Source organism: Alteromonas sp. OM2203 (assembly GCF_048517045.1).
Classification (GTDB): Bacteria; Pseudomonadota; Gammaproteobacteria; order Enterobacterales; family Alteromonadaceae; genus Alteromonas; species Alteromonas gracilis.
Genome location: NZ_CP183209.1, coordinates 4217355 through 4241820 on the forward strand (window position 1 = coordinate 4217355; position 24466 = coordinate 4241820).

Annotated in this window: 17 protein-coding genes; 4 read left to right on the top strand and 13 right to left on the bottom strand. The window is 45.0% G+C overall.

What is annotated here, in order from left to right:
- Nucleotides 1-47: 47 nt before the first annotated feature.
- From ACM0P2_RS18485 to ACM0P2_RS18515, 7 genes are all read right to left on the bottom strand, one after another.
- Nucleotides 48-1130, bottom strand: coding sequence for a methyl-accepting chemotaxis protein (locus ACM0P2_RS18485; RefSeq protein WP_159119760.1), 1083 nt, complete (start codon nt 1128-1130; stop codon nt 48-50).
- A gap of 147 nt (nt 1131-1277) precedes the next feature.
- Complete coding sequence (locus ACM0P2_RS18490) at nt 1278-1568, bottom strand: hypothetical protein (RefSeq protein ID WP_236547171.1); 291 nt, start codon at nt 1566-1568, stop codon at nt 1278-1280.
- A 169-nt stretch (nt 1569-1737) separates the two neighbouring features.
- The gene (locus ACM0P2_RS18495) at nt 1738-3036 is read right to left on the bottom strand and encodes a sulfite oxidase (RefSeq protein WP_419226963.1); all 1299 of its coding nucleotides are present in this window, start codon (nt 3034-3036) and stop codon (nt 1738-1740) included.
- A 67-nt stretch (nt 3037-3103) separates the two neighbouring features.
- The gene (locus ACM0P2_RS18500) at nt 3104-4108 is read right to left on the bottom strand and encodes a YeiH family protein (RefSeq protein WP_419226964.1); all 1005 of its coding nucleotides are present in this window, start codon (nt 4106-4108) and stop codon (nt 3104-3106) included.
- Between the two features lie 4 nt (nt 4109-4112).
- Nucleotides 4113-5120 carry a TauD/TfdA family dioxygenase gene (locus ACM0P2_RS18505; RefSeq protein ID WP_419226965.1) on the bottom strand — a complete coding sequence of 336 codons (1008 nt, stop codon included), beginning with the start codon at nt 5118-5120 and terminating at the stop codon, nt 4113-4115.
- Nucleotides 5121-5129: 9 nt separating this feature from the next.
- Nucleotides 5130-6083: an aldo/keto reductase gene (locus ACM0P2_RS18510; RefSeq protein WP_419226966.1), complete on the bottom strand. Its 954-nt coding sequence runs from the start codon at nt 6081-6083 to the stop codon at nt 5130-5132.
- A gap of 371 nt (nt 6084-6454) precedes the next feature.
- Nucleotides 6455-7204 carry a GntR family transcriptional regulator gene (locus ACM0P2_RS18515; protein WP_419226967.1) on the bottom strand — a complete coding sequence of 250 codons (750 nt, stop codon included), beginning with the start codon at nt 7202-7204 and terminating at the stop codon, nt 6455-6457.
- 98 nt (nt 7205-7302) lie between these two features.
- On the opposite strand from ACM0P2_RS18515, the gene ACM0P2_RS18520 reads away from it, so the two are divergent.
- From ACM0P2_RS18520 to ACM0P2_RS18530, 3 genes are all read left to right on the top strand, one after another.
- Nucleotides 7303-8055, top strand: a complete 753-nt coding sequence (locus tag ACM0P2_RS18520; protein ID WP_419226968.1) for a TSUP family transporter — start codon at nt 7303-7305, stop codon at nt 8053-8055.
- 171 nt (nt 8056-8226) lie between these two features.
- Nucleotides 8227-10293, top strand: a complete 2067-nt coding sequence (locus tag ACM0P2_RS18525; protein ID WP_419226969.1) for an alpha-xylosidase — start codon at nt 8227-8229, stop codon at nt 10291-10293.
- Nucleotides 10294-10309: 16 nt separating this feature from the next.
- Complete coding sequence (locus tag ACM0P2_RS18530) at nt 10310-12037, top strand: solute:sodium symporter family transporter (RefSeq protein ID WP_419226970.1); 1728 nt, start codon at nt 10310-10312, stop codon at nt 12035-12037.
- On the opposite strand, the gene ACM0P2_RS18535 is transcribed toward ACM0P2_RS18530, so the two are convergent.
- The 6 genes from ACM0P2_RS18535 to ACM0P2_RS18560 all read right to left on the bottom strand — a co-directional run bounded on the left by ACM0P2_RS18535 (nt 12034) and on the right by ACM0P2_RS18560 (nt 21117).
- Entirely contained in the window at nt 12034-12984 is a 951-nt protein-coding gene (locus ACM0P2_RS18535; RefSeq protein ID WP_419226971.1) for a cation diffusion facilitator family transporter, read from the bottom strand. The two genes, ACM0P2_RS18530 and ACM0P2_RS18535, sit on opposite strands and share 4 nt — an antisense overlap.
- A gap of 170 nt (nt 12985-13154) precedes the next feature.
- Nucleotides 13155-14639 carry a tryptophan halogenase family protein gene (locus ACM0P2_RS18540; RefSeq protein ID WP_419226972.1) on the bottom strand — a complete coding sequence of 495 codons (1485 nt, stop codon included), beginning with the start codon at nt 14637-14639 and terminating at the stop codon, nt 13155-13157.
- Nucleotides 14640-14652: 13 nt separating this feature from the next.
- Entirely contained in the window at nt 14653-15690 is a 1038-nt protein-coding gene (locus ACM0P2_RS18545; protein WP_236547161.1) for a cupin-like domain-containing protein, read from the bottom strand.
- A 48-nt stretch (nt 15691-15738) separates the two neighbouring features.
- Nucleotides 15739-16455 (bottom strand): SapC family protein, encoded by a 717-nt coding sequence (locus tag ACM0P2_RS18550; RefSeq protein WP_159119769.1) that lies wholly within the window; start codon nt 16453-16455, stop codon nt 15739-15741.
- Between the two features lie 21 nt (nt 16456-16476).
- Nucleotides 16477-18045, bottom strand: coding sequence for a tryptophan halogenase family protein (locus tag ACM0P2_RS18555; protein WP_159119770.1), 1569 nt, complete (start codon nt 18043-18045; stop codon nt 16477-16479).
- 120 nt (nt 18046-18165) lie between these two features.
- Nucleotides 18166-21117, bottom strand: a complete 2952-nt coding sequence (locus tag ACM0P2_RS18560; protein WP_236547162.1) for a TonB-dependent receptor — start codon at nt 21115-21117, stop codon at nt 18166-18168.
- Nucleotides 21118-21734: 617 nt separating this feature from the next.
- Between ACM0P2_RS18560 and ACM0P2_RS18565 the strand changes: the two genes are divergently transcribed.
- Complete coding sequence (locus tag ACM0P2_RS18565) at nt 21735-24416, top strand: family 16 glycosylhydrolase (RefSeq protein WP_419226973.1); 2682 nt, start codon at nt 21735-21737, stop codon at nt 24414-24416.
- The last annotated feature ends 50 nt before the right edge of the window (nt 24417-24466 follow it).

A 24466-nucleotide genomic window follows, 5' to 3' on the forward strand; every position in this document is an offset into this window, starting at 1 on the left:
ACGAAGAATTTTTGTTGACCTATCAAACTGATACCAGTTTGAATAGGCTAACCAAGTAGCCTATCAAGTAGCGTCATTACCCTTTCGCTTGCTTGTTCCATTTCTAAAAGCTTAGCATCTGATTCATCATCATTGCCATTTTGTTTAGCTTGAATAGCAGCTACGCCGCTGCTATGCACTTTTGCATGTGGTGCATCAATCTCTCTAAAAGCAGCAGTCTGCCCAATAGGTTTACTCGCATTTTCACGATACCATTGCCCTAATCGACAGCTTACGTGGTCGCTAAATTCAGAAAGCGATTTGGTGCTATATCCACACAAGACTGAATAGACATCAGCTTTCCATACTACGTGGTCTAACTTAACAGTTTGTATAAATGTAGCCATGGCACCTTCGCTGATAGTAGATTTCATACTATCGCAGTGCTGTACCATGATTTCATAACTGCCATTGAGTTGATTGATGCCTTTCTCTAACTGTTCGTTGTTACCGCGAAGCTGATTCACACCAGAAACAGCTTTAGATGTCGACTGGATGATACCGTTGACCAGCTCAGATACTTCCGTAGCTGATTTGTTTGTCTCAGTCGCTAGTGCGCGAACCTCATCGGCCACTACGCTAAAGCCTCTTCCTGCATCTCCCGCTCGCGCAGCCTCAATCGCCGCATTAAGTGCAAGGAGGTTAGTTTGATCGGAAATGCTTGTAATGGTGGTGACGAACTTGTTGATGTTGTCAGCAGTAGTAGATAAGCCAGAAATACGCTCGCTCATACTCCCCATCTGTACATTAAGACCGCTCATATCTGAAACAATTTTATTCAGTGTAGAAGCTGATTCGCTGAATAAATCATTGATATTCACAATAGATTGGCTTTCTGCATTGATTCGTTCATAAGAACTTAGAACGGTCTCTCTCACACCCTCTAATTGTCTTAGCGCATCTATCAAGCATCTTACTACGGTAGAGTCAGCGACCGATGAGCTTTGATTACTCGCAGTTTCTATTGTATTAATTAGCTGGCTGTTTTCAGCTTCGAGTCGCTCAATTTTATCTAACGCATCTTGAACTCTTGCCTCTAACGCCCGCACTTGAGATTCTTTTTCTTCGTATTTACTGCGAGATACAAACATTTTTTGATTACCAGTGTATTTATGAAATTAATTTTACATTAACAGATTTTCAGGCAGTTTACCTATTAGCCTGAAGTAGCGTTGTTATCTAAATATCGGTATAAAATTGAGAAGCTTAAGAAAAAACTCGTCTAAATTCTTTCTAGTTCATTGTTTAGGTAATAAGTGAGGTGAAAGCTGAGGGCGCCTTGCACTTTTTTTTGGTCCGTACCAGGTTGATAAATAATCCAGAATGACAGGTTCAGCTTCTCCTAGAGCCCACAACTTTTGTGTCTCCTGCATCCATCGGATAGTGCCCAGCCAGCGCTCTCGACTCATTGCATTTTGTGTAATAAGAGAAGGAGAGTGGCATGCGCTACAATGGGCGAGTACTAGATTAAAGCCTTCTGCTTTCACCAAACCAGATTGGGCGTCTATTTCAGGTTTGGCAACAGTCATAGACGTCCCCTTGATTACCTGTCCTTTTTCGCCCGCCCTCGCATAGCTAGTATGAAGTGCGGCAAAAGATAAAATAAAGCCAATAAAAACAAGTAAGCCAGAGATGTACGGTTGTCTTTTGAGATTATTCACGCAGCACTCGCCCTTTCAAAAACTGGGATCATTACTTTCACACAACGCGAATAGCAATTCGATGACAGGCATTATTTAAGTAACCTTTGGGGTTCCAGCCAGGCAACACCATAGGCTGTGCTTTTCCATGTTCGTCTTGTGCTTTCGCCCACACCTCATAATAGCCTTGTTGAGGAAAATTGACCTGTGCACGAAATTGCTGCCACGCATGCCTGTTTGCTGGCGCACTCAAATGAGCCAGCTGCCATGTTTGCCCAAAATCAATAGAGGTAAACACCTTGGCTATTTTGCCCTCGCCACTCCAGGCATGACCGCGAACGTCCAGCTTCTTTGCCAGAGGGTGGTCGCTGCCAGACTTAGGGAACGTAATTAGCGACTTAACCGGCATGGCTTCAATAATACACATGTCCTCGTCGGCGACTTTAGCGCCAGGCGCAACAGGTTTACATGGAACCCGATAGGCCTTTCCTAGCATTTTCGCACCGTCGTGAATACGATCCCGAATAACTATTTTCTTGAGCCATTTTCCTGACGTTGATGCAGGCCAGCCGCCAAATACAAGTCGAAGCGGATAGCCGTTCATTAAGGGAAGCGGTTCATCATTCATAGCCCATGCAATTAACGACTCATCTTCCATCGCTTTATCAATAGGTACACCCCGCGAAATAGCCGCCTTTCCCGGCGTTCGACTCAAGTGTTGATCGTCGCCATAATAGCCAATGTAAACCGCGTCATCCTTTACTCCCACTGATTCTAGTACGTCTTTGAGCCTTACCCCAGTCCATTTCGGACAGCCTACCGCCCCCGTTGTCCACTGATTACCTGTGGCTGCCGGAGAGAACTCGGCACGCCCGTTTCCGCCACACTCTAGCGTTAGCTGATAGGTATAATGCTTAAACTGAGCTTTAAGCTCTTCAAGGGTAAAGGTCTTCGACCGTTCTGCAGACTCTCCTTCAATGGTGAGAGTCCAAGCGCTCGCGTCTGGCTTTTGCGGGGGAATACCGTTATTTCTCACGAAAAAACGCGAGGCGGGTGTCACCGCATCATCTAACATGTGTGCGGGGGTTTCTGCGTTTAGTGGTCTGTCGTTGAGTATGGTTAAGCCGTCTTTGCCTTCTATAGAAAATGGTGTTTCGTCCTGGGCAAATGCAGCAGGAATAAGACCTGCCGGCATAAATTGACCATAAACGACTTCAGCGCCAAGCAACAAAGACAGGGACTTCAGGCCTTTAATAAAACCGCGCCGAGTCAGCGTGTTGCTAGTTTGCTGAAAAACCTGTTCGTCGGCTTTTACAGGGTCTTTAGCATAAAGTTCGTGAAGACCGTGTTTTTTCACTTAGACCACCTTATCGATACAAACGCATTATGTGCAGAACGTGCAGCTGTAAAATGATGAACTGCCTTTACATGGCGTAAAGAAAACCAAGAATAAGCAGCGCAATCCATAGGGTTTCAACGACTATCATTACAATGGGGAGCACACCCACTTCGGCAAGCTTGCCCAGGTTTGATTTCATGCCGATAGCAGTAATGGAAACCACCAGAAAGAAACGAGAAACCTGCGTGCCTGCTTCAATCACAAATTCAGGTAACGTTACAAAACTATTGAGCAGCATTAACGCAATAAACCCGATGAGAAACAGCGGCATTTTAGGTACTTCACCGCCCTCTGCTTGGGTATTGGTTTTATAGAAACGCTTGATGACAAGCATCATGATCAATACCACCGGCATGAGCATGGCAACGCGAACCAATTTGGTCAGTGTCGCCATATCACCAGCGCTTTCTGACACTGAGTAACCTGCACCTACTACCTGTGCTACATCGTGAATTGTGCCGCCGAGAAAGATGCCAGCTTCGGTATCTGTCATACCTAACTGCCCCGCAATTAGCGGGTAAAGCACCATGGCGATAGTAGACATAGCCGTTACGCCGATAACGGTAAGTAACGTATCTCGCTCGTGGTTTTCACCTTTCGGGAGAATAGTAGAGATCGCAAGGGCTGCAGAGGCACCGCAAATAGCAACGGAGCCGCCGGTAAGCGCTCCGAAACGCTTTTGAAGTCCTAATATTTTTGCCAGTCCCACACCCAATACAATCGTGGTGAATATGGCGCCAGCGAGCATGAGTGCCGTTTGCCAACCTAATACCGCTAAATCACCTAGGGCTATTCTTAAGCCAAGCAAAACGACACCTGCGCGAAGCAGCGTACTTGCAGTAAAGTCGATACCGCAAGCGCATGGCGTATCGTTTTGATAAAGAAACGATACCGCCATGCCTAACAATAATGCGAACAACATAGCAGGGGCATTGTAGTGCTCACTTAAAAACAGCGCCGCCATGCCTGTTATGGTAGCAATACCCAGCCCAGGCCAAATGTTTTTACACTTTACTGCTATGTCATTCATGCCATCATCGCTCTGACGCAACCAAGGCCACAAGTACTACACGCTTGCGGTCACCAGAGTAAGGACGACGTCCGTGCATTGCGCGATAATTATCAACAATTGCTACGTCACCGTCTTGCCACTCTAAGTCAAACGTAAAGTCTTCTGATAGCGCAGCTACACGTTCTAACCCCTCTTTTGGGATAGCGCTACCGTCGCCGAACGTTATTGCTGAGGATGGGTTCTCGCGAACGCCTTTCCAGCCCATATAGGCTGCGATAAGTTGGTTATAAAACACTTCAGAGCCGTCATCTAACTCGATGACCGCAGGCAGTACGGGAGTGATAGCTTTTAAGCTGCCATTTTCCAACCATTCCCAGCTATAACCTAATTCTTTAAGTTTAGCCTCGCCTTCTTCCACCGTCTCAACGCTCAGCGTACTCTTCCAACTGCGCCCTTGACCAGAATTGGCATCATTTGCTGCTGGCATTGTGGTCGTGTACTTCAGACCCTTCTCTTTAAAATCGTTTGCTAGTGCTGGGTTTTCAGCTTTCAACGCTTCAAATAATTTATCTGAGCGACACAGAGGCGTTGCTCCTCCTTCGTCCGCTGCGGTTTTACAGAAGAAAAAAAGCTTGCTGGGAGAAATAGGCGTTTGCGCCATTTCGTGATGAAGAAAAATTTCTACATCTTTAGGCGCTTCGTTTGCGGTAAACACCCGTTCGGTATAATTGATACGCACCGCGTTAGACAGCGACTCTTGGTAAGTAAAGTTAGGATAGTCGAAGCCTGCTGAAAAAACGTCAAAAGTCTCTGCTGAATCAAGAGGAAACCCTCTGAAAAGCAGCGCACCAGATTTAGCAAGCTTTGCTTCAAGTTCTGCTTGATTAGCTTTAACAAAGGCAACGGTTTCCTCTACGGTGGAACAGTTTTCATTGTTCACGACTATTTCAGGGAATACGCCGCCGTTATAGTTGTGCTGTGTAGGTACGCTTGCGTACGCTACTGCAGAGCTGTTATTGACGTTTTTCATAGTTAACTCCTAGTCGTAAATGGGGTGAAAACGATTAAAGGCAGCTTCACAGAAGTGACCCGGATCGTTAAATCGACGGTTCATGTTTAACGCAGAAATTGCCTGCATTTCACTGTCGCTTAGTGAGAAATCGAAAAGCGCCAAGTTTTCTTTCATACGTTCCACTTTTGACGTTTTCGGAATAATGGCGTTACCGCGCTGAATACCCCAACGCAATACAATTTGCGCTGGTGTTTTACCATGGGCTTTTGCCGCAGCTTTTACCACGCTTTGCTCAAGCACTGATTCCGTCTGATCAGCCATTTCAAGCTCTAGGTATGAAAGCGCACCTAAAGGAGAGAACGCAGTGACGTTTAAACCATAGTCTTTCGCTAAGCGAATTAAACGTTCTTGAGTAAGATATGGGTGAGATTCAATTTGCAGCATGACCGGCTTGATACGCGCGTAACTCACTAGGTCGTTAAGCAAGCCTGTGTTGTAGTTGCACACACCGATTTGTTTAATTTTCCCCTTATCCGCTAGCGCCTCCATGGCTTCCCATGTTTTGTGAAGCGGTATAGGAGCAAGCTCCATTTTAGGTTCAGCTGCATCTGGTTCGTAGAACCATTCAGGCGGGTATCGTGTTTCGATTGGCACGAATTTTTGCGCGATTGGAAAATGGATTAGGTATAAATCTAGGTAGTCTAGCTGTAAATCAGATAGCGTTTTTTCAAGCGCCAGCTCAACATGTTCAGGGGCGTGAAAGGTATTCCACAGCTTTGATGTTACCCATAACTCTTCTCTGGTACATAAACCTTCATCAATAGCGCGCTTTATACCTTCGCCCACTTCTTTTTCATTACCATAGTCTGCTGCGCAATCTAAATGGCGATAGCCCGCTTTGATGGCTTGATAAGTTGTTTCGGCACAAATGGCAGTATCTACTTTCCAAAAGCCAAAACCTACCTCTGGTATCTTGTTCATTGTTTCATTCACCTTAGAATTTGTTGCATTAAGCTAATTTGTTTTACTTTATCAATATGCTCTTGTATAAATTCAGCTTTAAACTTTGGTCTTGTATAAGACATAAGTTATTACACAGATATTGTTATGTCAACAAACTGTTAACAAGCTAAATAAAAAGATTAGCGCTAGCATCAAGGTACCTGAATGGATACCTGCCGTAAGCTTTTTAATTCAGGCCGTGGCTAACTTAGAGTAGTAGCAATCTAGGGTGCGGCTTTCTAGCGTGAAGAATGAGCGACAGAAGAAGCAAAACAGAAGATAATGTAAGCGAAAAGCGCAAAGCCACCGTCTAGATGACTCAGCCTAAAGGTTCCTTAGGGTGTATCAAATTAATCAAGTTCAACTTGATAATGATAATGGTCGGTTCTGCACTTACTTTCGCGATACTCAATTAACTTGCCGTCAATAGATTCAGTAACGCGGGTGACCAAAAGTAGTGGTGTTCCTTTTTCAATACCCAAGCTTTTCGCATCACTTTTTGACGCAAGAACAGCCTTAATGCTGTCACGGGTTTTAAAAACAGTTTGGTTATAGTCAGTCTGATAAAAATGGTACAACGTGTGAGGAATGTCTTCACGTTTTTCGATATTAAGAAACATTTTGGAAGGCAGGAAAATAGTCTCTAGCATACAAAATTCGTTTTCTAGTATGCGCCTGCGTTTAAGCTTCACGGTTTTATCCTTTGCCGTTAAAGCAAGGGCCCCCTGTACCGTTTCATTGGGCTCTACCAGCTCTTTGCTTATTAGCTCTGCTTTAGGTAAGTCAGCACCCTTTCCGTCGGCTTGCAATGGAAAGAAACGAAATAATGCATCTTGAGCGGTATGTTCAGAAACGAATGTACCAACGCCTTGCCTGCGGGTTACAATTTTAGTGTCAGTAAGCAGTGTTAACGCTTTGCGAACCGTTCCCTGACTCACGTTGAATTCATCAGCAAGTTTGAACTCACTAGGCAGCATTTCACCGGGTTGCCATCGACGCTCAACTATAAGCTGCTTGATGTATTCAGCTACTTGTTGGTATAGAGGCTGAAAGGCAAGACTTGGACCGCTGAGTTTGTGATCGAATTGAGATGAAGACATGAACTCTAACCTAAATGCTTAATTTTTGTTTTTATATCATACACAAGAGTTATAGCGCATTTTTGATTTAAATCACATACATCATAGGAATAACGTAAATGCTTTTGGAAACAATGCTGCCCATGTTTGCGCTGCTAGGTCTTGCGACGCTCCTGCAAACCCTAAGCGGGTTTGGCTTTGGGTTAATGGTGGTATCTAGCTTTACCTTATTCGGTATCATGCCGCTTACCGCGACAACATTTATGGTGAGCTTTTTAAGCCTTTTTAATTCGGTTAGCTTAGTTGCCAAAAATCGTAACCAAATTAATTCGCGTGCATTTAAAATAATACTTATTAGCGGCATTCCTTTTATGGCGATTGGTTATGCGCTACTAGAATACTTATCGATAGGTATGGCTACGTGGTTAAACCTGTTACTAGGCTTCGCTATTTTAAGCTGCTGCGGCCTACTTTTAATAAAGAGAAAGCAAGTACAGCCATCAGGCCGCGCTTATGGTTTTTCTATTGCGGGCGCCTTAGGAGGGCTGCTCGGCGGCCTTTTCTCGACCTTTGGCCCTCCTGTGGTGTTTCAGTGTTATCGTCAAACATGGCCGATAAATGAAATACGCACTACATTGTTGGCCGTATTTAGCGTAACCGCATTGATACGTCTTGCCATAGTACCTTTCGGCACACCCCCCTCGATAGACGTTGTGATTTCTGCACTACTCGCAGTGCCAGTCATTCTTATATTTACACGAGTAGGCCGCGTGCTGGCTGCGCGAGTGTCAGCATCTTCAGTGAGATTACTGGCGTTAACCATGCTCGCGCTAAGTGGCGTTACGCTAATTGTGAAAAACATAAGCTTTTAAGCCCTTTTAACCCAAACTTCAGTGATAAGGAACAGAACTTAATAAGCTACAAACGCATCAAAGCGAAGCCACTCCGAATCTAAATCTTCATAATTTACTAATTGCAGATTGACACCTAAGTTACATTTCATTAACTTATGTCTTATATAAGACATCAAGGGTAATGTAAAAATGAGTAACGCTTTTTGTGTAACTGAGCCAGATTGGAACGATATTAAAGCCGCTGACATTACTGAGCAGCCCTTTTTGTCTGACGATAAAACACTTATCGTCCCTACGCAACACGGCGAGTTGAGCCTAAGTATCAGCCAGTTTGGTTTACGTATTCAAAGTGATGCAAACATAACTGATGACTTTGGAATGCTAACACAAGCACCCGATAGACAAACATTGGTACTTTCCGGTGACAAGTCCCACAGTACTCTGGCAGCAGGTGACTATCGATTAGAAATTTTTGCCGCTCCTCTTCATTTCAAACTATATAAAAATGACGTTTTAGTTCAGCAAAGCGCCACTGACGGCCACTTTGTGCGACAGCATCGCTTGCCGCCGTTTGCTAAAACTGACAAGGGTTGGTTAGTAAGTTTAGAGCTAAGCTACGACGAAGCCGTTTATGGACTTGGCGAGAAATGGGGCAAGCTTAATAAACGCGGCCAACTTATTCGCTCGTACAATCATGATGCTTTGGGCGTAAACGCAGAGAAGTCATACAAAAATACGCCTTACGCATGGAGCCCACAAGGTTGGAACCTCTTTGTACACACGCCAGCTCCTGTTACTCATGGTGTGGGATATGCGCTCTGGTCACAGCGAGCGTATGTGTGCTTGGTTGAAGATGAAGTACTCGACATATTCTTGTTCCATCAAGACTCACCAGCTAAAAACCTTCAAACCTACAGCGAATTAACAGGCTTTGCGCCAACGCCGCCTACGTGGAGTTTGGGCGTCATTCTTTCTAAAGCATATTATAAAGATGCTGATGAGCTACTCGCCGTTGCCCGAGAGGTGCGCGAAAAGAACATGCCTTGCGATGTAATAACACTCGATGGCCGCGCATGGCAAGACACTGATACCCGCTTTGCTTTTGAGTGGGACCCTAAGCGCTACGAAGATCCACAGCCGGTTATTGATGAGCTTAAAGCCCTAGGTTTCAAAATCTGCGTATGGGAATACCCCATGATTTCAGTGAAAAACCCACTCTATAAAAAAGCTGCAGAAAAAGGCTGGCTCATAAAAGATAAACGCACTGGCGAAGCGTATCGCTACGAATGGGATTTGAGTCCATTTGGTGAAGTGCTTACACCGCTACCAGACTCAGGTATTTTAGACTTTACCAATCCAGAAGCTTACGAGTTTTGGAAAACCTCGCATAAACCTCTTTTTGACCTTGGCGTAGACATGATCAAGGCCGACTTTGGCGAGCAGCTAGAAGACGACAATATGCTGTCTTATAGCGGTGATTCTGGCAATCGTCTGCACAACGTTTACAGTATGCTCTACAACCGCTGTGTCTATGAGGCGGCCGAGGCTTACTGCAAAACTGGCCCGTTCTTATTTAGCCGTTCAGCATGGACGGGAAGCCAGCGTTATCCTTCACAGTGGGGCGGCGATCCACAAGCAGATTGGCACGGGCTCGCAGCAAGTATCCGTGGCAGCTTGTCCTGGGGAATGTCAGGCGGACCTTTTTTCGCTACCGATATAGGCGGGTTTTACAAAGACACCCGAGATGCAGAGCTATATGTCAGATGGGCACAAGCGTCGGTATTTAGCGCTCACATGAGATTGCACGGTATTGGCCCTCGTGAACCCTGGTCTTACGGCGATGAAGCTTCAGATGCAGTGTTTGAAGCGCTGAAACTAAGATACAAGCTTATTCCATACCTTAAAGAAACCGCAGAAAAAGCATCTCTTACGGGCCTGCCGGTTCAGCGAGCTATGGCGTTAGCCTTTCCTGACCAGCCGCTTTCTCACAGTTTTGAACAACAATTTATGTGCGGTGATGATTTACTTGTCGTACCTTGTGTTGTGCCTGGCGGAAAAATTAAGTACTACTTGCCAAAAGGTGAATGGGTGCGTTTGGGTACCGATGAAGTCGTGCAAGGAGAACAATATAAGGAAGAGATACTTACACTTAATGATGTGGCGGTATTCATTCAAAAAGGCAGTCGCATTGTCATGGGCCCAGATGTTCAGCATACCGATATGGATATGTCGAACACGACACACTGGCCAGCGTAGCGAATAGGAGTAGTACATGGATATCACCCTTACCCTACTATCATGCATGGCATTTATGGCATTGGTTGCCGTTATTTCTTACATGAAAACTAAAGGGGAAGTAAACACGCAAGACGGTTACTTCCTTGCTGGAAGAGGGCTTACCGGCACTTTTATCGCCGGGTCCATGATCCTTACCAACCTCTCAGCTGAACAGCTTATTGGCTTAAACGGCTCTGCCTTCGGCTACAACCTTAGCGCAATGGCGTGGGAAGTCACTGCCGGCATCTCTACCATTATCATGGCGCTTGTTTTCTTACCCCGTTATTTAGCGGGCGCTTTCTCCACATTGCCTGAGTTTTTGCGCGACCGATTTGACGATAGCGTACGTAGGATGACGGTTGTTCTATTTATGGTGGGCTACTCATTAGTAACTATTCCGTCGGTACTTTACTCTGGCTCTATTGCCGTACTTCGGCTTTTTGATGTACCAGGCCTCTTTAACGTAAGTTATGAAGTAGGCTTAGTTATAACCATTGTGATTGTTGGCACCGTAGGCGCGCTTTACGCTATTTTTGGTGGTTTAAAGGCAGTGGCCGTATCAGATACCATTAACGGTGTAGGTCTATTAATTGTGGGCTTGCTAGTCCCTATACTTGGTTTAATTGCTTTAGGTGACGGAAGCTTTAGTGACGGCCTTTCAACTATTGCGACAACGGAAACCGAAAAGCTCAATGCCATAGGCGGCGCTGACGATCCTGTCCCCTTCGGTACTATTTTTACCGGTATGATCTTAGCTAACCTGTTTTATTGGGGTACAAACCAATACGTGATTCAGCGTACCCTTGGGGCAAAGAACCTGGTTGAAGGCCAGAAAGGCGTATTGTCCTCAGGCTACTTTAAAGTGCTAGTGCCTTTTATGATGATGCTGCCAGGCGTAATCGCATACCACCTGTATCAAGACGAAAATCTTCAAACTATCGATTTAGCCTACCCCCACTTGGTGAAAGATGTGCTGCCACAGTATTTGTCGGGCTTCTTCCTAGCCGTATTGCTTGGGGCGGTATTTAGCTCTTTTAATTCACTGCTTAACAGTGCAGCCACCCTATTTTGTTTAGACGTTTATAAGCCCTTCAAGAAAGACAAAGTAAGTGACGAAAAGCTAATACGCGTCGCTAAAATCACCAGTATCGTTATCGCTGTGCTGTCTTTTATCACTGCGCCACTACTGATGTTTGCACCTGAGGGCTTATGGCAAATTATTCGCATATTCACTGGGTTCTACAATATTCCGGTAATCACCATTGTATTAGTTGGTTTGTTTACCAAGAAAGTACCTGCCCTAGCCGCAAAAGTAGCCATCATTTTTCACGTAATCGCCTATGGACTGCTCAAGTTCGTATGGGAAGTCGATATCAACTTCATTCATATTTATGCCATCTTATTCGCTATCGAACTGGCCATTATGTTAACGATAGGCAAGCTCTATCCAATGGCGACACCATGGCACTTTACGCCCAAAGCCGAAGTTAATATGACCCCGTGGCGCTATGCGATACCGTGCGCCATTGTGCTGGTTGGCCTTATCGCTACGCTCTATCTGATGTTCTCTCCTGTAGGCTTTGTGGGTGGTGTTAGCAGCGCCTTTATTCCGGCACTTATTGGATTATGGGTGACATGTTTTGTCGTAATTGGACTAAGCCTTAAATGGTGGCGTGTAAGATATGAGCGAGGTTTAGAGCGTCTAACCTCGCAGCCCGCTTAGAGTTCTTCGTGCTCATGATGATGAGAATGAGCATGTAAATGATCACTTTCATCACGGCAGGGTTCTCCCGGTAATTCAAACTCTATCGTGGTATGCGCAAGCCCAAAGGGCGATAAACGCGCGTGGACTTCTTGTTTGAGTAGTCGCAATTTTTCATTGTCTATTGCACAGTTAATTACCACATGTGCGGTAAGCACATGCTGCTCTCCATCAAGTGACCAAAAATGCACGTGGTGGATTTCTTCAACGTGCTGTATTGCCAACAACGCATTACTGATTGCATTCCTTGTTGCCAAGTCGGGCACTCCTTGCAAAAACAAAGACATGGTCTGCACAACGTATCTCACTACGTTTATTAATATGAAGAGCGTAAAACAAATAGACAATATTGGGTCGAGAATAGGCCACGTTACAAAGTGAAGGACAATGGCAACAACCAGTACTGCGACCCACCCCATTGCATCTTCAATTAGGTGCCAGTTCAGCACTTTTTCATTCATTGAATGACCGCCATGGAGCTTGTAGGCCGCGAATCCATTTACCAAAATACCCAATATAGCGAGCCCTATCATGCCCTCCGTCATAGGCATTTCTGGGTTGTATAAACGGGGGATGGCTTCAGACAATACCCATATTGATCCAATAACAAGGATCACACCATTTATCATCGCCCCCATGAGGCTCAAACGCTTAAAGCCGTAGGTGTATTTTTCGGTTGATGCCTTGTGACCAAGTTTACTTAAATACCACGCCAAGCCTATGGAAAGCGAATCACCTAAGTCGTGAACAGCATCAGCCATAATGGCGACACTATTAGTTAGCCATCCGCCAATAAATTCAATAATAGTAAAAATAAAATTGAGCCAGAATGCCCAGCCAATGCGCGCGGAGTCTTCGCGATGAGCCGATGGTTCACCATGATGATGACTGTGGTGGTGATGGTGCATGTAGGTGTCCGATGCTAAGTGTACCGAACTATACTATGCCAACCTACTTAAGCTTTTTCTTCTTTTTTCGATTTTGAGGCAATTAAAATAATGCGCTGGAGCAGGGTTAACAAACTGAGATATAGCGCGGCGCCTATTGCTCACCACGCTGGAAAGTTAACTGTTAAGCCTTACCCGCAGAAACGAGTAATGTAGTCTTGGTGAGGAGGTAGTTTAGCAACGGTTTTTTCAATACCTTGCTTAATACTATTTAATAAGGTTTCCAACTCCTGTCGACTCATTGTATCCACAATCGGATGGTAGCTTTGTGGCATTAATCCCTGTCCAATCATGACTTGCTGCCAAGAATCATCAAACAATTCGCTACCTTCTCTAAACACACGTCCTGTTTTTTTGAATAAATCTATACGATGTCGCAGAGATGCTGGAATATCCATTTGACGACAGTGTCGCCAAAACGGCGAATCTGTCCTGTTAGTCACATGATAGTGAAGGATAATAAAGTCCCGAATGTGCTCAATATCGAAATCAGCTTGACGGTTGAACTCATCAATATCCTCTTGCACAATTCCTGCAGTTGGAAACATGCGAAGAAAGCGCACTATGCCCTGCTGAATTAGGTGAATACTCGTAGACTCTAAAGGCTCAAGGAAGCCGCTGGCCAACCCTAGTGCTAAACAGTTCCTATTCCATTGTTTGCGCCTTTTTCCCGTTCTAAAATGAATAACTCTAGGGTCGTTTAGAGGCTTGCCTTCTACGTTGTTTAACAGTTTCTCAATGACTTCATCATCAGAAAAATAGTTACTGCAAAACACCATGCCGTTACCAACTCGATTTTGCAGAGGAATTCGCCATTGCCATCCAGCTTCATGCGCGATACAACGAGTATAAGGGATAGGTTCTCCAACAGACTCTGTCTGAACCGCTACAGCACTATCGCAAGGTAACCAATGCGACCAGTCTTCATAACCTGTATGTAGCGCTTTTTCTATCAATAGACCTTTGAAGCCTGTGCAGTCAACAAAGAAGTCACCTTCAATTACTTCACCAGATGCTAAGGTTAACGCCGTTATAAAGCCATCCTGCTCTCTTGTTGTTACTTCTTTTATTGTAGAGTCGATGCGACGTAGACCTTCTTTCTCCGCCAAGTTGCGTAAAAATCCAGCGTAGCGTGTGGCGTCAATATGATAAGCGTAATTTAGGCCATTGTTTGGCAAATGAGCGAACTTATTTGCTTCTGCCGCCTTCCGCTCTAGGCAGTAATCGCCGAAGTCAGTTGCGAGCCCCTCTTTCAGACCTCGCATCCAGAAATGCTGGAAACCTGCTGCCCAGCAGTCTTTTCCCGTTACACCGAAGGCATGTAAATAAGCATGTTCAAGATCTTTCCAGTTCTCAAAGTTAATGCCCAGCTTAAATGTTGCGTTGGTTTGGGCCATAAATTCTTGCTCATTAATCTTGAGCAACTTATGAAAAAAGACAAGCGTTGGAATAGTGGCCTCGCCTACGCCCACAGTCCCAATTTCAGAACTTTCAATAAGCGTGACGTCAACTTCTTTACCTAGCAGCCGTGTAAATGCCGCTGCTGCCATCCAGCCTGCGGTACCTCCACCAGCTATGACCAATCGCTGCTTTTTCTTTGTCTGCGTAGATGCCATATTTACCTCTAATTTAATGCTTTAAATTGTTAACCAGCCACGCTTTAAACTGGCGGACGGTATTTTCGTCTAGCTCGCCAAGAGGGCCTTGCTTTGACGGCGGTATATGATTAAAACGCATCCCGTCGTCGTCAAAGACGTAATGATCAAAAAGCGCCTGCCACGCTCTTCGCTGTGCCTTAGGTAGCTGCTTTAACGTAAGTAGCGCGTGATATAAAGCATTTTCGGAGCGGCCGATATATGCGGGTACATTTCGCCACCAATAGTTGATAAGTAGATTAATTGATTCTGTACCTTCTATGTGATGCCACCACATAGACGGTATGTATAGCGCGTCGCCCGGAAGCAACTCTACCACCAAGGCATGCTTCATCGCCTCCTCAAATCGAGGATATTTATTCAGGTCTGGGGCACTGAAATCGACCATGCTGATCGGTTGACCAGCAGGCGTAAAATGCAGCGGCCCAACATATAAATTTTTCGTCTGAGAAGGGGGAAACAACGTTACTCTTCGCTTACCAGACGCAACACAGATTAAATTATCAGGAGCGTCGTAATGCGCAGCAATGCGACTTTTATTGCCAATCCATAGCGTACCCAATGGGTCTAACGACTCAATCGCGACTTTGTTTTTTCCAAGCAAACCTGGCAGACAGGAATCTACTGTTGTAGAGCCCACATAAAGGGTCTCGGCCGTTGAATTATGCTGCTCAGCCAAAAGCGCGCCTAGCGCAGTTTTAAAGGGCATTTTAACCCGCGAGAAATTAAAGCCGGTGATATCGTCGTTATAAAACATGCGGCCATCGGCAGACGCTGGCAATCGAATTGCGTCAACGACTGCACCTCTATCAAACTCAAGAAGATAGTCACACAAAGATTCATTGCTAGCCTTCGCAGCTTGAACAAGTGGCCACTCTGCAACAAGCTGCTCTATAACGAGCGGCTCGTCCCGCCCAATAAGATAGTTAGCAAGTCCACTTTGCGAGCATTCAAGGGTCGACGTTGTTACAGTTTCTGGTTTGGCGCAGCGACGCTGCCACATGTTATCCATAGACGCGAAACGCTCTCTTATCTTTGCAACGGCTCAATTGTCTATTTCTCACGCGCGTTCTTTTTTACGCGTAACAAGAGTACTCAGTTGAGACATAGACGCTAGCATCATGTAAATCGTGTTTAGGTGACCTTTCTCGTGCAGATCTCCTAGTGCATCTTTATCCAACGATTTAAGCACATCTTCGTTAATTGTATAAAAGCCAGACAAACGATTCGTTCCGTTGCCATCCAGATCAATATCTACAACAAACGACTCGATAAGGTTATTTGCCTCAAGGGCAGCTATAAATTGCTCGTGACTAGCTTGAGACTCGTGTAGTGTGCTGAGTACATTTGCTACATTGTCGATATATTCGCTGTTACCTCCATGAGGCAAAAACACATCAACACTATTATCGTGGGGTTCGTTTACTACTCTCGGGTCGTCCATATCGACATGAATAGACAAGCGCTCTTGGTCATCAGTGTTGCTTCTTCCAATTAAAAATGGCCCTTTTTCAATGACTAAAGGACGGTAAGAAGCGTGCCACTTGTCATCGTCTAGAAATAAGTTTTCACCTTGTTCTAGTCCAAACAATGCAACCATTTGAAAGTTGCCTTCACCATCTTTTGCGAAAACAAGAGGATAATGTGCTTGTGCATGTCTAGCCTCAACAGGAAAAGCGGCGACACACATTTGCTTAGCGTCAGGTGAAAGTGAAAAGTCTTGAATCACTCTTAGATTTTTATGTTCCACATTGTTTAGCAAAACATGATTTGCCATCATTTTCTCCTAGGTGCAATTCTATGCGCGAATTGCCTTAATTAGTTCACGATTAGTCGGAAGAGCAGCAATGTGCTTCTGAGACAGTTTTTCGTTCGCCTTTACTGCGTTTAACGTTTGCCCCATCACGCTATCAGAGTATCGAGAGAAGTTAATAGCGAATTGCTCTGGCGCTTTCATTCCGTAAAGTACATACATGTAGCTAGCCGCTGGAAAAAGTTCGTCGGCATAGCAGAAATCTGTTAAAGAGATAGGCCTATACTGCCACTCAAGCAGCCAGTCTTTGAGCTGTTCAGAGGCATTATCAAGGTTAGTCATAAAGCGCCAATAGGGCGAATCCTTTCGTACGCTTAATACATAATGCAACTTGAGAAAGTCAACGATACGCTCCCAGCGACGCGTGAAGTTGCTATTAAAACGTTTGCTCACCGAAGGCATAATTTCACGATGATTTGGCAAGTGCTCCGAAATAAAACGAGCGGACATTTCAACCATTACTAAAGCCGATGCCTCTAGTGGCTCTACAAAACCAGCACTTGTCCCTACCGCAACACAGTTTTTAACCCATGCTGTTTTTCTATAGCCTGGACTGAATGTGATTTTTCTAAAGTCGCTTTCCGATACATCTTTCGTTTTTTTACATGATGTTAGATAGGCTTTTAGCGTTTCCGCTGCTTTCTCGTCACTGGTAAATTCGCTGCTATAGACGCAGCCTACGCCTTTTCTGTGCGGTAGACCAATATCCCAAATCCATCCGTTCTCATGGGCTGTAGATAATGTCGCCGAAGCAATATCAACATTTTCATCTACGTAGCCAGCTTGAACTGCCATCGCACTGTTATTTTTCAGGCCATGTGATACATCGGTGATGGGTGAATTAAAATGTTTTCCAATCAGGGTTGCAGAGAACCCCGTACAATCGACGAATAAGTCACCACTTATTTCTTGGGACTTACACTGCAAACTTGCTATATAACCCTCAGCATCTTCTTTAATATGCTCTATATGGTCGTTAACATAATTAACGCCCAATCTTTCGATACAATGTGTTTTTAGTAGCTCTGCAAATTTGTGAGCATCAAGGTGATAGCCATAATTAGCCACGGCGGCATAGGGTGGTGTTTGCACCTGCTTTGGCGCTTTAGAAAAGTTACACAGTAATGACTGTGTACTAAACATTTCGGAAAAGGTAGATTTTTGATGCTTGTGACCGTGTGATAGCCACCATGCCCCAACTTCACCTTCGAAAAATCCGGCCGGAAGGCTAAAAGGATGGTCGTATACATTCTCCGACTCTGTCGACTTCCAGTTTACAAAACGGGTGCCCTGCTTGAATGACGCATCGCAAGATGCGATAAAATCGGCTTCACTGATCCCTATTTTTCTCAGTGTATCGCGCATTGTGGGCCATGTGCCCTCGCCTACCCCTAATATTTTTACATCCGGGGATTCTACAAGTGTCACCGACACACGGTCATTGTTTTTGATGTTGTGCTCTGCTGCGAGAATTGCAGCTGTTAACCACCCAGCAGCACCACCGCCTGCCACGACAATGGAAGTTAATGGAGCTTGGAAATGTGATTCCTTCATATTACTTACCAACAATGATGGAGTTTCGACTTGGTGAACACTACTCTATTTCTAACGCAGATAAAAATAGAGCGTTACGGCATAAGCCACAACGCTCTTTAAGTTACAACTTAGTAATACTTAGAAGCTGTAACGGACACCAACATTGTAGCGAGGCTCAACATCGTAGATACCCATAAGCATATTCGGGTGTCTGCCATGCGCTCTTTGATATTCGCCAGTTACGTTAATCCCTTCAACAAAGAGTTCAAGGTTCTCATTAACGTTATAACGCACGTTTACATCAATTTGGTCGTATGCTTCTACGTAAGTCGGGTTACGTTCACCGTTTCCGTCAATCGTTCCTGACAGGAACTTATCACGCCAGTTCCACGCAACACGTACTTCCCACTCGTCTTTTTCATAGAAAAGTACGGCGTTAGCTGTATCGCTTAGACCAAGAAGCACGAACTGGTTTTGTACCCCTTCACCTTTGTTCGTGTTGTAGTTATCGTAAGTAACATCACCGTCTACCGTTGTATAGTTGACGATAACACCAAAGCCAGTTTCACCGAATATGTGCTGAACCGCCATCTCAAAGCCGTCTACTGAACGAGAGGTATCAGAGTTAACTGCCTGAGTTACCGTAATAGGTAACAGCGGATCTTCACCAGGAATACCTTGTACAGGGTCACCAAAGTTTGCTCGCAAATACTCAAGTACCGCACCAGCATCATCTGTTCCCAGTGCTGCCACAGCTTCATCGTAACGCGGTCCACCAAATGGTGTAGGCAAGTCGAAAATCGTATCTACAAACGTGTCTGAACCAATAAAGTTATCTACCGTTTTATCGAAATAACCGATAGACACATAACTTCCTTCGCCGTAGTAATACTCTGTCGAAAAGTCGATATTCGTTGATTCAAATGGCAATAGATTTGGGTTACCCGCATTACCTGTACCGCCGTTAAAACGTGCAAGTTGGTTTACGGTTAAGCCACCTTGTATATCTCCGTATCCAGGACGGGTGATGGTTTCACTGTAAGATGCTCTTACGTACCAGTCTTCACTCATCTCCATCTTGAAATCAAGTGATGGCAAGAAGTGGTCATATCCACCGTCAAGTGTCGTAAACGTTTCGCCGTCAATGACTGCATTAAACTCATTTGCTCCTGACCATTGAATAGTCGTGAACTGAGGAACAAGAGCCGTAGACTCTACGTCAGTGTCTTCGTAGCGCAGACCTGCACTTACCCACACTGGTTTACCTGCTAACTCAAACTCCATATTTGCTTGCAAGTAAGCAGCAATTTGAGTTTCAGTAACACGGCGATCTACTTGATAATTTGGGTCCATACATAGACGCGTACCACATGGACTGATAGTTTCACCATTTGCTGTCGCTATAGCGCTTATCGCTCCAATCAGGTCCTGCATATTTGATGCATAGTAGAACGGTTCTAAATCAGCACCATTACTACCTAACACGTCATCGAAGCGACTTGGAAGGTCTTCTTGCATGAAGATATCATCTGGATAATCATCAGCCGTTCCATAACCACCCCATGTATCGCGCTGTGCAACTGAGTAAGCAGAACGGTTTTTCGCCTCCATCGCCGTAATACCAAAATCAATACTCGTGATTGTTCCTTCGTCGAAGAAGTAATTACCACGGAATTGAACTTGGTCAATTTCAGACTTCATGTAGCTATTTCTGAATGACGTACCTGATGTAGACATGCGAGCAGGATCTAGCCCGTTCACGCCATCTGCGTAAGTAATGTCCATGACTGGGAAGTCTTGTGAGTAGTCAACTTCCGTTAATACGCGGTCAAAAGACACTGCGCTAACTACATTATCACTTCCTAAGTCATTAGAAGGGCCCGCTTCAGCAGTAGATGAATGGACATCTAGCTCTAGCGTAAGATTGTCGGTCGCTACCCATTCAACATTGAAACCAAGTGATTTGTTTTCGTTATAAGTTGAAGTATCTGAAGTGCCTAAACCGATGTCACAGCATGTAGAATCAGCGTAAATTACCGGGCCCATTACAGAGCCTTCTGAATTCGTGCCAGGAGTATATTCACCATAGGCAGGAAGCCCATTGAACCAAGTAGAAAGTTGCTGTCTCTGTGTTTGAACTTCCAACTCAGAGTAGGTGTAATCTAATGATGTAGTAATTCTGTCGTTAGGCGCATATTGAAGTGTCAATTGGCCATTTGTTCTTGTTCTGCTGAATTCATCAAAGTTATACGCTAGATTACGAGGTGTTGAATAAACATCATTTGGACCTGGAACATTGGTAAACGAACCATCGCGAGGTAGCGAGCCCCAGTCACCGCCGTCACCTTTAATAGTATACCAACCATTACCTGTTTCGGCGCTTGCCTGACCGCCATCACGCTCTTGATAAGAACCGATAATCTGAATACCAAACTTATCGTCATTGAACGTTTCACTGTAAATACCAGACACCAGTGGAGTGATAGAGCTACCGGTCTCGGTTGAACCGTCCATCATACCTTTCGCTGTGATAGTGGCCTTTCTTCCAGGGTTTGCCAATGGTTTTGCAGTAACTAGGTTAACCGTAGAACCGATGCCACCTGTAGGCTGAGATGCAAGACTTGTTTTATACACTTCTACCGCAGAAACACCCTCAGACGCCAAATTCGCAAAATCGTATGAACGTGACGATGATGCAGAAGTAGCAGCAATGTTAGCCGCAGGCATTTGACGACCGTTTAACGTGACCAAGTTATAGTCTGGTCCAAAACCACGTACTGTAATTCGACTACCTTCTCCTTGAGAGCGATCAATCGAAACACCAGTAATTCGCTGAAGTGATTCTGCTAGGTTAGTATCGGGAAACTTACCAATATCTTCGGCAGAAATTGCGTCAACTACGCCTGATGCTGCTTTCTTTGTCAGCATAGCCTTCGTCAAACTTTCTCTAATACCGCTTACTTCAATAACCTCAAAGTTTCCGGCTTCGATTTCTTTATCATTTTCCTGCGCTTGTACTGGAGAGGTAATGAGTGCTCCCAATACTAATGACATGCTTGATGCCAAACGTGTTTTCTTAAATGTAGTCATGTGTATCCCAGCATTACTGTTTAATGGATGTAGGAAAAGGGTAAGTTGTAGAAACGTTACTCTATCCCCACATTTTTAATTCGATACTTTATTTTGGCACTTAAATTCAGCACCTTATGTAAGCGCTTACAAAAGAGTGCGGAATGCTTGAAAGCGCTTACATGCAACAATACGATCAGGATGAATGTAATGCAAGTGTTTAATAACTGTTAAATAAAAAACATGCTCCTACATTACTTAACAATACAGATGTAAAACACGCGTGGTTAGACACTATTGACGGCTATACAGATTGAAATAAACATTGATATCTCTATTCTCATTAAAAATCTGTTAACTACAAAAAATGACTGCCTTTGCCGTTTTGCAGCCCAAGAAATATCGATTACACCGCCGCTTTCGCCTTACTTGTAGAGGCAATATATTAGACCAATTATTTAACAATATAAGGTTCAAAACTAAGCTAGATGCATTGACCTTTGATTGCCGTTGAATTAATGTTAGCAAAATGTAAGCGCTTACAAAACTCTAAAACAAAAATGTAAGCGCTTCCAAAAGGCTAAATGTGGCTTTTGCCACAACATAAAAACCCAAAATCTTTGACCAAGGCTGAAATAATGAATAAAAAATTCACTCAACTATCGCAGGTAGCTGCTGCGATATCAGTCACAACCCTAGTTGGCTGTGGTGGTGGAGCAGAAACCTCTACCAATATCACAGCTGTGGACGCGTCTGTTCCAGTCAGTGACTGGCAGCTTGTTTGGAGTGACGAATTTGACGGTACTAGTATTGATGACGATAACTGGACCCATGAAGTAGATTGTAACGGTGGAGGTAATAACGAAGCACAATGTTATACCGACAGTGAAGGCAACGCCTTTGTTTCAGAAGGCAGTTTAAAAATTGTTGCGCTCCCAGCAGAAGAGGGTGCGCCAAAACCTTACACATCAGCCCGTCTTAATACACGATACAAAGCCGACTTTAAATACGGACGCATTGAAATGAGTGCAAAAATGCCAGAAGGCCAAGGTAGCTGGCCAGCATTTTGGATGATGCCAACTGATGAAGTTTACGGCGGTTGGCCACGCTCTGGTGAGATAGACATTGTTGAAGCAGTGAACCTAAAAGCGGCCAACGCTGAAGGTAATCCAGAAAATCACATCTATGGCACCCTTCACTACGGTCAAGAATGGCCAAATAACGATAGCTCTGGCCAAGCCTATTCATTGCCAGATGGCGCAAACCCTGCTGATGACTTTCATACCTACGCCATTGAATGGCAGGAAGGAGAAATCCGCTGGTACATGGATGGATATTTGTACGCTACACAGCGACGTTCTGAGGTGCGTTACAATGCAAACGGCGACGCTACCGGTCTTACACACCGCGGTTGGTATGCTGAGTACTATGAACAAGGTACTGGCGAGCTAACAACTCACTGGGATAATGCGCCATTTGACCAAGAGTTTTATCTGATTCTAAACTTTGCGGTAGGTGGCGATTGGCCAGCCAATGTAAATGAAACCGGTATTGATGCTGAAGCATTCGCAGAAGGTCAAACCTTCGAAGTAGATTATGTACGCGTATATGAATGTGCGTCAGACCCAGATACTGGCAAAGGCTGTGAAACTGTGCGCCCAGGTTATGATTCTTTAGATGACGCATTAGTTGAAGGTGCAGCACCTGTACCGACTCCGCCATCTACAGGTATTCCACAAAACCTGACTATCTTTGATGGAACACCAAATCCGAATTGGCCAGCATGGGATTGCTGTGGTGGTTCAACGCCTGCATTAGTTGAAGATGCGAGCCAAGGTCAAGTGTATGAATTCACATTTGGTGAAGCACCTACAGTAATGGGCTTTATTAGCCGATCGCAATTCATCTCCGACCCAGAAGGTGAGGCATCGCCGTTCGACGCTTCGCCAATAGAAGAGACCGGCAGCGTTAAGTTTGACTTAAAGGTAACCTCGCTCCCAAACAATGCAACCACAAACTGGTTATTTAAAATTGAAAGTTCTGAAGGTAGTACTTTTGCAGAACTTCCTCTTATGGATGGTTATGTAGGGCCGTCAGACACCGCTGGCGCAACGCCAGAGCAAGGCGTGTGGGAATCGTATGAGTTCCCTCTAAGTACACTGGCTGAGGCTGGACTTGATACGAGTGCTATCGATGTAATCATGGTTTTCCCTGCGTGGGATACTGGTAACGGCACAGTTTATCGCATTGCCAATGTTGAAATCTCACAAGAAGGTGGCGTTACCTATCCTGAACTTACCATCTTCGAAGACGGCCAAAATCCGGATTGGCCGATGTGGGACTGCTGTGGTGGTTCAACACCAACGGAAGAAATGGACGATGAAGAACACGGTTTAACAGCGGAGTTCCGCATTGGCGCAGAACCTACCGTAATGGGCTTTATCACACGCTCTGCTGCTGGCGGCGGTGATACACCATTTGATGCAACAGCGCTAACAGATGGCGGTTTACTGCAATTTGATATGCGTGTAGTTAATGCACCTAACAACGCCGAGGCATCATGGCTATTCAAAGTAGAGTCTAACGATGCCTCCACTGCTGTAGAGCTTCCGCTTGCTGAAAGCGTAGAGGGTCAAGCGCCATCTGAAGGTGAATGGCAAACTTATACCTTCCCTATTTCAGACCTGCAGGCACGTGGCTTAGATGTAAGTGGTATCGACGTGATCATGGTATTCCCAGCTTGGGGAACAGGTGAGGGCGCGGTCTATCGCTTAGACAACGTGAAGATTTATCACCCTGACAGTGGTGCTGAAGCGCCAGCTGGTGGTATTACCCTGTTTGCAGATACTGCCGCAGAGCAGTGGAGAATCTGGGATTGCTGCGGCGGTTCTACACCTACAGAAGAAATAGATGACGCTGAGCATGGCACCGTTGCAGAGTTTAGAATTGGCGAAGCACCAACCGTAATGGGCATCATTGCAGATGACGGTCACTCATACGATGCATCCTCACTACTTACAAACGGCGCAGTGCGCTTTGAGATGAAAGTAAGCTCAATGCCAAATGATTCGTCAGCACCTTGGCTATTTAAAATAGAGTCAATAGGCGCATCAACCGCTGTTGAGCTTCCACTTTCTGCAAGTCTTGAAGGTGCAGAACCTGTGCAAGGCGAATGGCAGACCTATACATTCCCACTGCAAACTCTGTTTGACGCTGGCCTAGATATTAGTGCTATCAACGTCATCATGATGTTCCCAGCATGGGGGACGGGCGAAGGTGCAGTATATCGCGTAGATAACGTAGAAATAGCGGCGCAATAACAAAGCCACCGCCGCTCGAAAACGGGTGGCGGTGTTTTATTGATAAGAAT